The organism is Peribacillus sp. NPDC101481 (genome assembly GCF_044767165.1).
Classification (GTDB): Bacteria; Bacillota; Bacilli; order Bacillales; family DSM-1321; genus Peribacillus.
The window spans coordinates 99,919-112,105 of the sequence record NZ_JBIWNJ010000003.1 but is presented as its reverse complement, the minus strand read 5'-3'; the positions used below and the strand labels follow the sequence as shown (position 1 = coordinate 112,105).

Annotated in this window: 11 protein-coding genes and 1 pseudogene; 3 read left to right on the top strand and 9 right to left on the bottom strand. The window is 39.1% G+C overall.

Going from position 1 to position 12,187, the window contains the following annotated elements:
- Nucleotides 1–12: 12 nt before the first annotated feature.
- From ACIROD_RS19250 to ACIROD_RS19215, 8 genes are all read right to left on the bottom strand, one after another.
- Nucleotides 13–744, bottom strand: coding sequence for a WbqC family protein (locus tag ACIROD_RS19250; RefSeq protein WP_402943173.1), 732 nt, complete (start codon nt 742–744; stop codon nt 13–15).
- The gene (locus ACIROD_RS19245) at nt 745–1,371 is read right to left on the bottom strand and encodes a PIG-L deacetylase family protein (protein ID WP_157831073.1); all 627 of its coding nucleotides are present in this window, start codon (nt 1,369–1,371) and stop codon (nt 745–747) included. It abuts the gene before it with no gap.
- The gene (locus ACIROD_RS19240) at nt 1,371–2,348 is read right to left on the bottom strand and encodes a Gfo/Idh/MocA family protein (RefSeq protein ID WP_402943169.1); all 978 of its coding nucleotides are present in this window, start codon (nt 2,346–2,348) and stop codon (nt 1,371–1,373) included. The genes ACIROD_RS19245 and ACIROD_RS19240 overlap by 1 nt, the downstream gene beginning before the upstream one ends.
- On the bottom strand, nt 2,338–3,462 hold the full coding sequence (locus ACIROD_RS19235; protein ID WP_402943166.1) for a DegT/DnrJ/EryC1/StrS family aminotransferase: 1,125 nt from the start codon (nt 3,460–3,462) through the stop codon (nt 2,338–2,340). Before ACIROD_RS19235 ends, ACIROD_RS19240 begins: the two co-directional genes overlap by 11 nt.
- A 99-nt stretch (nt 3,463–3,561) precedes the next feature.
- On the bottom strand, nt 3,562–4,734 hold the full coding sequence (locus ACIROD_RS19230) for a glycosyltransferase family 4 protein (RefSeq protein ID WP_402943164.1): 1,173 nt from the start codon (nt 4,732–4,734) through the stop codon (nt 3,562–3,564).
- A 173-nt stretch (nt 4,735–4,907) separates the two neighbouring features.
- Nucleotides 4,908–6,626, bottom strand: a complete 1,719-nt coding sequence (locus ACIROD_RS19225) for a right-handed parallel beta-helix repeat-containing protein (protein WP_402943161.1) — start codon at nt 6,624–6,626, stop codon at nt 4,908–4,910.
- Nucleotides 6,627–7,119: 493 nt separating this feature from the next.
- On the bottom strand, nt 7,120–7,662 hold the full coding sequence (locus tag ACIROD_RS19220; RefSeq protein WP_048680506.1) for a hypothetical protein: 543 nt from the start codon (nt 7,660–7,662) through the stop codon (nt 7,120–7,122).
- Nucleotides 7,663–7,670: 8 nt separating this feature from the next.
- On the bottom strand, nt 7,671–8,864 hold the full coding sequence (locus ACIROD_RS19215) for a ParM/StbA family protein (RefSeq protein WP_048680510.1): 1,194 nt from the start codon (nt 8,862–8,864) through the stop codon (nt 7,671–7,673).
- 441 nt (nt 8,865–9,305) lie between these two features.
- Between ACIROD_RS19215 and ACIROD_RS19210 the strand changes: the two genes are divergently transcribed.
- Nucleotides 9,306–9,491: an FAD-dependent oxidoreductase gene (locus tag ACIROD_RS19210; RefSeq protein WP_363320564.1), complete on the top strand. Its 186-nt coding sequence runs from the start codon at nt 9,306–9,308 to the stop codon at nt 9,489–9,491.
- A 108-nt stretch (nt 9,492–9,599) separates the two neighbouring features.
- Here ACIROD_RS19210 and ACIROD_RS19205 read toward each other — a convergent pair.
- Nucleotides 9,600–9,914, bottom strand: a pseudogene (locus tag ACIROD_RS19205) (ParM/StbA family protein); the annotation flags it as partial.
- A gap of 364 nt (nt 9,915–10,278) precedes the next feature.
- Between ACIROD_RS19205 and ACIROD_RS19200 the strand changes: the two are divergent.
- Together ACIROD_RS19200 and ACIROD_RS19195 are read left to right on the top strand one after the other, a co-directional pair.
- On the top strand, nt 10,279–11,799 hold the full coding sequence (locus tag ACIROD_RS19200) for an FAD-dependent oxidoreductase (RefSeq protein ID WP_402943157.1): 1,521 nt from the start codon (nt 10,279–10,281) through the stop codon (nt 11,797–11,799).
- A gap of 111 nt (nt 11,800–11,910) precedes the next feature.
- Nucleotides 11,911–12,105, top strand: coding sequence for a YwbE family protein (locus tag ACIROD_RS19195; protein ID WP_402943154.1), 195 nt, complete (start codon nt 11,911–11,913; stop codon nt 12,103–12,105).
- Nucleotides 12,106–12,187 lie beyond the last annotated feature (82 nt).

Here is a 12,187-nt window from a genome sequence, read left to right as displayed (position 1 = left end):
TATTTTATATACTCATTTACATTGTTCTGATTTGCCTACATTATCTTCCGTAAACGTTTCTTTTATTTGATCCGCCGGATAGTGCATGATCCAATCTAGAATCGATAAATTTTTTACACATTCTTTTTCATTTTTCACATAATACACGGGATGTATGAACTTTTGATAAACGACTTCAATACCTTCATTATGAAACAATTCTTCTTCCAAATAATCCTTTCCGCTTTTCCCGCTTAAATAGCATGTACCTCTGGTTTGCTTAACTAAGCTGACTAATCTCTCTGTTTTTCCAAAGGAAGTGTTAAAATCATTGGAAAGGTGTGTTTCTCCTTCATAATTTAAATATTTTAAAATCAATTCAAATAAATGAATATTTAAATCGACTAACAAAACGTGTTCTTTTTGATATGCTTCTTCCAACAACGGGAAGAAATCTTGAAAGTGCCGAGTTTTTTTATAAACTTCGGATATTTGCTTCAAATGATTCCTTTTCCATTTTTGATTCGGGGAATGATAACTGATTAATTTTTCATGTAACATTTCAGGCTTTTTTTGAAGCGGTACAGTTAGCCTTGACTCTTTTCCATCAGCACCTAGAATATATGTTTTATTTTGAAAATTACTTGAAGAGTATTTCACATCGGCCAAATATATAAAAACGTCCGATTGGAAAACCTTATGAATCAAACCAATCCAGGGCAGGAAATTCGGCTGGTGAATTGTGACTATCTTCTTTTTTCCCACCTACAAAACCTCTTTTGAAAAAATTAATAGGAATGTCTCCGCGTATTTACAATTCACTTGGGAACCCCTCCAACTGCCGATATGCTCCGCATTCACTAAATAATGCCCCATATACCCGGTTAGCTGTGATTGGAACACGGTAATCATACGTTTTTTATCTTCCATGAACTCTGTAATATCACTATAAATATTCGGGTGAAATTGATTGGCAGCGATGTTATTATTTTGGTTGATTTGTTCGAATTCATATAGTGTAAATTGTTTTTTCCTGAAACAGCTTCTTACCACCTTTGATAACTTTTGATGATCTTGATGACTATCATTCATCCAATGTGTGTAGATTTCGTCTGGTTCCATCTTTTCGATGATATCGTCGAGCTCTTTTATTAATTTATGGAGAGGGATATCCTCAACGTTATTACCCTCGCAGTACTTAGAAAACTGTACCTCATATCCGAAATTCTTTGATGACTCCATTGCCTCTTGTTTCCTGACCTCGATATTCGAAGGGATGGAAAATATGATGTTGATAATGTAATGTCCTTGGTTCAGCAGCTTACGAACGGTACCGCCCATACTAATTTCCGCATCATCCGGGTGTGCTGTTACTAGCAATATTTTTTTCATCATGTTCCTCCATTTAAAGCTTGTTCAATGATAGATATCGCTTTAAGCGTAATGTTCTTTTGTTCCATGTAGGCCGTTACATTTTTCTTTAAAATCAATTCTGAAAATTCAGTGATTTCATAAAGCAAACTGTTATCACTGATAGGTTCACTTATCGTTTCTTCAATGTCATTAATGATACTGCGGTAGCTTATTGTGCGGATATCGTATAACGAGTGAAAACGCAAGGTTCCGTTCTCTCCGTAAATTTCCGATATTGAATCATTCGTTAAGTTAATTTTTGAAATCAACATCGTTATTTTAAAATCTTCATATTCAAAGATGCACGTACCGCCTAAATCAATGTTTTTTACGATCAATTGTTTAAAATAATAACTTTTAACGGGAACACCAAATAATTGGATGGCCGCATAAATAGGATAAATTCCAATCGTTCTTAATGTCCCGCCACCATGATTATCATCGAAAAGTGGAGCTTTCTCCCCTTTTAATAAGGCCGAATACTGCTTGGAATAGTTTTGGTACTTTAGGGTTGCCCCATGGATCTTCCCTAACTTTTTAATAGCTTTCTTTAAAATTTGAAAGTTGGGTTCATAAATGGATCTAACTGCCTCAAACACAAAAACATTTTGTTTTTCTGCAGCATCGAAAACTCGGTTGGCCTGATCGGCTGTCATGAATGCCGTTTTCTCCACAATAACGTTCTTTCCATGCTCAATGGCTGCCATCGCTTGATCATAATGGGAGGCATTTGGAGTGGCTATATAAACAGTATCCAGCTCATCATCTTCAAACACTTCATTCAGGGATCCATAAACTTTAGGAACTCCTTTTTCTTTTGCAAGCTCCTTGGCATAATGAAATCTTCTCCCCCAAATTCCCATCACCTCTCCATTTGAACTTTCATTAATGGCATCAATCATGGCACAGCTTATTGGACCTGACCCCACCACTCCAATCCTATTTTTAATCGCCATGTTCCGCTGCCTGTTTACATTTCGCTACAATGTATTTCAGATCCTCATCTGACAAATCCAAGTGACATGGCAACGTGAAATGAGATTCACGAAATCTATCGGCATTCGGGAGAGACGCAAGGGGATATTCCTCTAGCAATGTGGGCTGTAAATGTAATGGGACCCCATAACAATGCCCGGTGCTTATATGACACTCGTTTAAATGCTTTTTAAATGTTTCGCATTGCTCTTTGCTTTTAGACATGACGATTATTTTATAAAATGAAGATATATTGTGGTCAGATGAAGCTTGGAAGTAAAGACCGTGTTCATGAAAAATCTCGTTCAAATTTTCTTGATAGAAACTGAAGATTTCCTGCCTGACCTGGATCATCCCATAAGCTTCCTGAACTTGCAGATAACCAAGCAATGCATTAAATTCACTGAGAAGCATGTCACCGGATAATACTTGATTGACTGCACCATTTTCATTCCCATGGTGCCTTAACAACTCACAGTATTTGATTAAATCTATATCATCCGATGTAATGACACCGCCTGTTGCACTTGTAACAATTTTAGTGGGGTACATTGAAAAAACCCCAGCAAATCCAATTGTGCCTGCTTTATATCCATTTATAGTGGCACCAAAAGCATGTGAAGCATCTTCGATTAGATAAAGATCATTCTCATCACAAAACTCTTTAATCTCAAAGATGTTATCAGGGATCCTTCCGGCAATATACGTAATTAGGACAACTTTCGTTTTAGGAGTCACGGCGTTCTTCAGGCTATTTAAATCCAAATTGAAATCCTCTAAATTAATGTCACAAAGAACGACCCTTCCTTTCGCATTTTTCACCGCATATACTGGAGAAATGAACGTATTGCTTGGCATGATCACTTCTTTGCCTTCAACATCTAGATATTTTAAAATAATTTCAATGGCGGCCGTGGCACTGGAAAGTGCGACAGCATACTTAGAATCACTGTATTGTCTGACGCTTTCTTCAAATTTCCGAGTATACTCACCTAAAATTAACCTGCCAGAATCCAAAATCCGCTCGATGTTCTTAAGGTATTCCCGTTTTACCCAACCTGTTATCACTGGCTTTGTATTTACGATAGTCTCCATGGAACTCCATCCTTTTTCCAAAATTAGATCTTTCAATAGACCTTAAGTGAGATGCAGACAAATATATCAAATTCTGTATGACCCATTGTTCATGAATATTCAATGATCATTAACAACCAATTCCGACAGTGTTCGCTCCAGTTTTGAAATCAATTTGGTTTTCTCATAATTCAGGGTTAAACGCTTTATATTTTCTTGTATTTTCAGATACATTCGTTTGTCATTTTTCATTGCTTTTACATACTCTATCATCTGTGATTCTTCACTATATTCAAAACCGTGACCTGCATCATATTTTGTCATGACCTCATGCTGCCAGCCTTTATAGTTTATTAATGTTGGTTTTCCGGCTGCCCAAAAATCAAAAAGTTTATTTTGACTATTCCTATCCAATATTTCATTATCACGTACAAAACACAGACCTATATGAGATATGGCCATTAATAAGTACGCTTCTTTTTTAGATACCTGATCCAAGAAAATGACGTTGTTTAATCTTTTGCTCTCTTTCACTTGAATTAAGCGTTCTTTTTCCTTTCCATCACCTACAATTAGATAGACAATATCGGGGTCATCCGTCTTTTCGGCAAGCTGTAAAATATAATCGATATTATTGATAAATCCTAATGTGCCTGCATATAAACAGATAAACTTCGCTTTTAAACCTAATTTATCCAATGCTTCTTCTTTATCTTCGGAACGAATTCGAGAAAAATAGTTTATATCCGCAAAGTTAGTAACCGTAGCAATTTTTTCCCGTTTGACTCCTTTTCTCAATAAATCCTCTTTCATTCCAGGCGAAAGCACGATGATTTTATCCGCTGAAGAATAAATCATGCTTTCTAGCTTCAATAAAATTCCCTTTAACCATTCATGTCTGATGATTCCCAGCTCAATAGGTATATCTGGCCATAAATCCCTTACTTCAAAAACAAATTCGCTGCGCTTCACCTTTGCAAGAAGCATACCTATCAATCCAATTGTCAAAGGGGTCGAGGAAGCATAAACAACGTCTACCTCCTTCTCCTTCGCCCCAATGAAAAAACTTTTATACATATAATGAACAAACGATAATAATCTTTTCAGGTAACCATATTCTTGTTTATATTTAGTTTTGGTTGATAGGATCTTTATTCCCTCACGCGAATCTATGGAATTTCCGGTGATGATGGTGACTTTATTATTTTTAGAGACTAAAAATTTAGCTATTTCATAAGATCGGGTACTGCCTTTATCGGTATTGAAATATTGATGCAAATAAAGAATCTTCACTTTTTCACTTCCTCTTTTACCCACTGTGATTCAATTTGACTTACAGAGTAATGCTTTGCCTATTGCTTCACCCCAGAAAACAAATGTAACACTTAATATAGGTGGCGCATGTCCCTTTTTTAGAATGGGGCGTTTTAACTTTGAAACCCACTAGCATCTTGTACAGCACTCCCTTACTCTTGATAATTCGGATGGGCTTCACCATCTTCAATGATGTTTTTCACATTAGGTTTGTTCCAATCAAGGAATGCCGAGATGGCAATCCAGTCATCCAGGCGGTTATAAACCGTTTTGTCTTGTACATGGATTTCATGCCCAACTTCGGTAAATCTGTTATCCCCTTCAATGACGTTGCTTTTCATGTTCAAAGAGGTGATGGCATAGTCATTTGTAGGGCTGCCGTTATTATGCGACCCTCTGATGCCAATGCCCGCTGAAATGAACTTTTCATCGGATTTATGAATTTGGTTTATGATGTTTCCTTTGATTTTGGTGAACTTGTTGGAGCTAAGCATCGCGATCCCATTGTTGAGGCCATTTTCAATGATATTGCTTTCAATAAGGGCATTTTTGGTCACATGAATACTGATGCCTCCCCATTCCTCGACATTAGCCCGGACATCATTCACATAATTGCCTTTAATCACGACCGTTTGCAGGAAGCCCATCTTTGTTTCAGTAAGATCATGGTATTGCGTTCCGTTGACTGTAATGCCCCGTTCGCTGACTGTTGCATTTTTACCTATATCGTAATACGCATAATCATTAAAAGAATTGATTCTATTCCCCTCAATCGTAATATTGCCGGGTGGGTAAGCTGAGATAGATCCTCCCTTGTAATCCATTCCTCCGACAATGATTGGAAAACGCGTGTTTAAGATGACATTATTCGTGAAGGAAACATTTTGGCCTGAATGGGTGTCAATCCCTTCCCATCGAGGGTTATTCGCCACCACATTCCCCTCGACTGCGATTGTGTCACTTCGCTGGAACTTTGATTGAGTCATTGCATCTCCGGCACTGTCTTTCCGGTGACTAAAGGCGATGCCATAGCTTTGTTTGGTATTGCCCACCGTCTCCCCAGGCCCAAGGTTTCTCACCGTCGCATGCCTTACAGTCACGTTACTCGCGGAATAACCGCCGATGCCTGCATATCCAATATCCTTTATGGCCATTTTGTTTCTTTTTCTTGAATCAGACCCTTTAATCATGACTCCATTCACATGTTCTAAGTAAATGCCATATCCCTCATACCCGGAAATTTGAACATCCTCGATCAGGATATTTTGAAGCCTGTGCAAATCATTCACAGCCGAATAAACAGACACCAAATCCGCCGTGGATTTGGATTGATCGATTGCAGTGACCTCAATGCCCCTGTTCCTTGCTTCAAAATAGTTTCTCGGTTTCCCAGTTTTGGGGTCTTCCGTCCTTCGTTTTCCTTCTAGTATCAGGTTTTTGACACCAGTATGGCTCACCATGATTTTAATCGTGACAGAATTGCTTGAGGGCTGGGTACACATTGTCGTGACGGGGCGATCGTTCTCAACCGTCCCTTCTAAAATGACCCCTTCTTTCATTGCAATAAATGCACTCGCCGTAAACTGGCCTTTTGACAAACGGACCGTTCCCCTTTTCCCATTCGATACATCTTGCGGATAGGCGGAAACCTTTGTAATGGCATTATTAAGGATCGTCCGGATCGATGTCGCGGAATGGTTTGCGTCTAGTGACAGCGTTTGTTTTAACTCCCCTTTATTGTCCAATAACTGAATCGCGGTGCCCGTTGTGGGACTGCAGATCTCGTTTGCCCCGACTGCAGTTGATTGAAGGGAGAAGAGCGCCACGATAAACACAGTAAATATTCCTGTTATTTCATATAATCGTTTCATCTGAATACTCCCATGTCTTTTATTCATTTTTTCTACAGTTGTTTTGCATTTTCCAGGGCAGAAACCAGACACGACATCCTAGTCGACCTAGAAAAGAGTGGTGCCTATCTAATGTTACAAGGGATTTGAAATGTGGGTTTCTCAAAATCAACATAAGATGTTTTAATCTTGGAACAGTCGCTTAAACGTATAGTTCATTCGACAATTTTCACAAAAAAACTTCAATCGATCATAAAAGGTATAAACCGGATTGTGTTTGAGGAAAGCTTCACTATTGAAAAGTAACGGCCGTTTGATGTCTGTTTTATTCTAAGGAGGAATGTGTCCGGCGATTACAAGAGGGACTCGTCATCGACAGAAAAAACCTTTCCCCGATGTTGGCCGGGAAAGGCTGCAGCTTGATATACTCTTTTTTATGTGTCATTCCTCATAACCCCCGCAAAGAAAAAGGAGGATATCCAACTTGTAGTCAGATATCCTCCTATATGTTCACTCACTGGTTCATTTGATCGAGAAAATCACCAAGAAGATCATCAAGATTTTCCTCTTCAGGTTCTGGTTCCTCCACTTGTTGTGTGGTTTTTTCCAAACTCCAATCAAAGTCATCCAAATCTTTCTTAGATATTTCTGCCTGCACCACTTCATTATCCTGTTCTTCGGGCTCATCCTGCAAATAAATCTCCTCATTAATTACATTGCTGTCTAATGAGGCTAGCAAGGCTGTTGCGCGTAAAGGATCGGATAAAAGATGGTACATAATCGTTCCAAGCATAGCTTCTGAGTGGGAATGCTTGAGCCAGTCACGCTGAGATTTGCTAAGCTTGTTCGGCATGGGCAGGGCAATCATTTCCCGTTCCTGATGGGTCGATTGTCCGATTCCATCGAGAACATACTCGGCAATTTTACTGGAAAAATTCCTTCTTTCCGTTTCCTTCAATTTCTGCAGCTGCCTTAACGTATAATCTGATACATCTGAAGGGATACGAAAAGTGATGGCTTGTCCTCTTTTGATTTCAGAAGAAGCTGTTTTTTTCATTCTCTCACCTATTTAACAGCACCTGATCTTTGTTCTTTCTTCTTTTGGTGGGATTGCTGCTGTTCCTTTGAATTCCGGCGATTAAAATCCGAAATCAATTTATAATAGGCGTTGGCCATCATCCAAACGCTTTCCCGTTCATCTTCAAAAAAGTCGATATTGTAGCCATCAAAATTCTGATTGAGCGTTTTCAGGTAATCTTTCAAGACAATCGAACCTCCGCCAACAAAATAGCAGATTTCCGTTTGCGAGTTTTTCTGCCATACGTTGCGCAGATGGCGATATTGCTTTTTCGCAAGTTCTCCTAAAATCCGGTCAACGATATCATGGACGCTTGTCCGGCTTCCGCGAACCATAATATGGTTACGATCGTTTTTCTTCGTGATGATTTCAACGACATCTCGCCTGCTATCCAGCTCGACACCGTGTTTTTTTCTGATTTCTTCACGAATAGATTCAAGAGCCTCAGCTACTCCTAGATTGAACCCTTGCGCCTTATCATCGTCAACTTTACGGTTTTTAATGACCGCGATATCTGTCGATAGTCCGCCAATATCTTGAATGAGAATTCTTCTATCTATTAATTCACGGTTAATGATATTCAAATCATTGTCCATGACTAAATTAATGTATGCGGCGAAGCCCTCTGGATAGACTTTCACTTCATCAAATTTGATATTAACCTTAATACCTTGGTATTTAGGTGTAATTAAAAATTCTACTTGGTGAACGGATCCCAGTAGCTTCGAACGGTACCCAACATCTTTCCCTTCCTTAACTTCCCGAAGAGGTAGACCTGTTCCAAGCGTATAATTCGCTTCGACAACGTTATTTACTTTTTTGAACTTATCATTATTCCCTTGCTTGGCAGCATCCAATGCAATAGCCGCAAAAAGCATGACTAATGTTTGGTCTTCCTCTGATTTACTGCTCCCCAAATCTAGTTCTGTTGGGTTATCACTTTTTGTCGCTAAATTTCCGACACGATAAATGGCATTATTGTCTTGCAATGCTGGTGAATGGACTCTAATATGTAACCCTTCCAATGGGTTTTTTTCATCGAGTTCTTCGATTCCTATGACCGGACGATCTTCAATGTCTTTTGCAATGACATTTGGTATATATAGTTCAGACTCTAGCTTTCCAAAAATAGCTTTAATTGCATCATTTCCTACGTCTATTGCTGCGATTCTAGAACTCATCTAAAAACATCCCCTTTTTCATAAAAAAATTTAGGTGGAGCACTCTATTAAGCATAGAAAAGGTTTCTATATTAGTCAATGCTTCATAAGTTGTAGCTTTATTTGTCGAATTGTATTCATTTGTGTACACATTAGGAACAAATATGTACACACGTTATATATAGCCATGTGTACTCATTTGTAAACATGTTTACTTTTTTGCGTACAAACCAGCTATTTTTGTTTACATGTATACGATATTGCAAACAAACAAAAAAAACTAACTTTTAATAATCTTCTTCATATAAAAGAAAGCGTAAAAAGAAGAATTTGGTCATGGTAATAAATTGGACAAACCACTAATGAAACGTAGGAAGATATTAAAATCACCGAAAAAATACAGAACTTCCTCAATATCCGTAGCCATATTGGCGCAGCACTTTATCCTTCCTTCGTTTTGATATAACAACTGATGTCTTAATTGTTGGTGGCGGAATTACGGGTATCACTTCAGCTTATCTATTAGCCAAGCAAGGTGTGAAAGCCACATTCATTGAGGCAGATGAGACCCTTAATGGAACAACAGGCCACACAACCGCAAAAATCACGGTCCAGGCACGGCTTGATTTACGACCAATTTATTACTGATCACAGTGAGGAATAGGCCAGACTATACTATATGAGGCCAACACTGAAGGAACGGAGCAATCAAAGGATTGATAGAAGAACCATTCTATTGAATGTACAAGATGCTTATGTATACGCAAATACTAATGTTTGGTCCTCCTCTGATTTACTGCTCCCCAAATCTAGTTCTGTTGGGTTATCACTTTTTGTCGCTAAATTTCCGACAAGATAAATGACATTATTGTCTTGCAAGGCTGGTGAATGGACTCTAATATGTAACCCTTCCAAGTTTTTTTTACATCGAGTTCTTCGATTCCTATGACTGGCCGATCTTCATGTCTTTTGGTAATGACATTTGGTATATATAGTTTTAGGCTCTAGCTTTCCAAAAATAGTTTTAATTGCCTCATTTCCTACGTCTACTGCTGTGATTCTAGAACTCATCTAAAAACACCCCCTTTTTCATAGAAAAAATTAGGTGGAGCACTCTCGATAGAAGAGATTTCTATATTAGTCGATGCTTCATAAGCTGTAGCTTTATTTTCATTTGTCGAATTGTATTCATTTTTGTATACATTAGGAACAAACATGCATACACCTTATATATAGCCATGTGTACGCATTTGTAAACATATATACATATTTGTGTACAAATCATCTATTTTTGTTTGCATGTATACATAATTGTAAACAAACCAAATAATGTATTTTTTTAGTCTTTCTTCTTACAAAAATAAGCGTATAAATAGCGGATTTGGGTATGGTAATAAATGGACGATTCACTAATGAACTGTATGGAGGTATTCAAATGACTGAAAAAAATACAGACCTTCCCCGATTTCCGGAACCTTATTGGCGCAGTGCGTTGACATTCCCTACTTTTTCTAAATTAGATACAGATTTAACCACTGATGTCTTAATAGTAGGCGGCGGAATTACCGGAATCACATCTGCTTACCTACTAGCTAAACAAGGTGTTAAAGTCACACTGATTGAAGCAGGCGAAATCCTTACTGGAACGACAGGACACACTACAGCAAAAATCACAGCCCAGCATGGCCTGATTTACGACCAGCTGATCACTGACCATGGTGAAGAAAATGCCAAACTTTATTATGAAGCCAATATAGATGGAATGAAGCTGATTAAAGACTTGGTAGAAGAACAATCCATTGAATGTAATTTGACTGCACAGGATGCCTATGTGTACGCAAATACGGACGAATATATAAGCAAAATCCAAAAAGAACTGAGAGCCTATCAAAAACTTGGCATTCGGGGGGATTATGCGGAGAATATCCCTTTCTCCATTCCATGTAAAGCTGCTGTGATAATGAAAGATCAAGCACAGTTTCACCCATTAAAATATTTAACGGCCCTCATTTCGACAATTCTCGAAAGCGGAGGCACCATTTATGAACGGACAACGGCAATGAAGATTGAAGACGGCGATCCACCGACCGTTATGACCGATACTGGACATACAATCAAAAGCAATCAGGTAATCGTTGCCTCCCACTTCCCCTTTAATGATGAAAAGGGCTTATACTTTGCCCGTGTTCATGTAAGTAGGTCCTATGTGCTTGGCATCAGGACTGAACAGGAGTATCCAGGCGGGATGTATTACAGTGCAGACAGCCCTAGCCGCTCCCTTCGCTATACGGAATTGGACAATGGGGAAAAACTTATACTTGTTGGCGGAGATGGCCATAAAACAGGCCAGGGAATCTCGACGATCGAGCATTATGAAGCACTGAAGGACTTCAGTTCCCAGTATTTCGATGTGAAGGACATTCCCTACCGCTGGTCGGCACAGGATATCGTGACACCGGATAATATCCCCTTCGTCGGTCCAGTGACAGCCAACCAACAAAACGTCCTGATAGCTACCGGCTATGCGAAATGGGGAATGACGAATGGATCGATTGCCGCCAAGATCTTAACTGACCGGATTTTGCAAATAGATAACAGGTATGCGGAATTGTATGATCCTGCCCGTTTAAAAGGCGTGAAGAATATAGTCCAAGATAATGCTGATGTGGCGAAGCATCTGATTAAAGGCAAATTGGCCGTCATTCAAAAAACGCCGGAAGACTTAGGAATTGATGAAGGAGCAATCGTTAGGGTGAATGGAGACAAAGCTGGGTGTTACCGTGATCATGATGGCCAGCTTCATATCGTTGATTCCACATGTACACACATGGGGTGTGAAGTTGCCTGGAATAGCGGCGACCGTACTTGGGATTGCCCATGTCATGGCTCCCGCTACTCCATCGCTGGTGAAGTGTTGAATGGCCCTGCTGTCGAACCATTGAAAAAAATTCACTAAGTGCCAATTGTGATTTTATCTAAAAGTCGACTGGGCCCGCCGTTTTCCTTATACTGAAGTTACTGCATGATTGAATGGTTGCAAATAACTCTGAAAAGGATTGAATTGAACATGAACGGTAAAAACCGGAAAGATATTACCCCAGGTGCCTCTGTGGACATTGTACTTAAAGCAGATCAACGCACCGGAAAACTGACAAGCGGCACTGTAAAGGATATTTTAACCAACTCCAGCACTCACCCTCATGGAATTAAAGTAAGGTTGACTGATGGGCAGGTTGGCAGGGTTCAAGTCATTCATAATTAATGCGCACTCGGTCTTGGCCGAGTGTTTTTTTATGATCATTCGAACGAATTAATGACGATGGGGATATTTCAATCATGTTTCC

Coding starts and splice junctions, on each gene's coding strand:
- ACIROD_RS19245 (WP_157831073.1), bottom strand. CDS start 1,371: ATGAAAAAAATATTGCTAGTAACAGCACACCCGGATGATGCGGAAATT.
- ACIROD_RS19240 (WP_402943169.1), bottom strand. CDS start 2,348: ATGGCGATTAAAAATAGGATTGGAGTGGTGGGGTCAGGTCCAATAAGC.
- ACIROD_RS19235 (WP_402943166.1), bottom strand. CDS start 3,462: ATGGAGACTATCGTAAATACAAAGCCAGTGATAACAGGTTGGGTAAAA.
- ACIROD_RS19225 (WP_402943161.1), bottom strand. CDS start 6,626: ATGAAACGATTATATGAAATAACAGGAATATTTACTGTGTTTATCGTG.
- ACIROD_RS19220 (WP_048680506.1), bottom strand. CDS start 7,662: ATGAAAAAAACAGCTTCTTCTGAAATCAAAAGAGGACAAGCCATCACT.
- ACIROD_RS19215 (WP_048680510.1), bottom strand. CDS start 8,864: ATGAGTTCTAGAATCGCAGCAATAGACGTAGGAAATGATGCAATTAAA.
- ACIROD_RS19200 (WP_402943157.1), top strand. CDS start 10,279: ATGACTGAAAAAAATACAGACCTTCCCCGATTTCCGGAACCTTATTGG.
- ACIROD_RS19195 (WP_402943154.1), top strand. CDS start 11,911: ATGAACGGTAAAAACCGGAAAGATATTACCCCAGGTGCCTCTGTGGAC.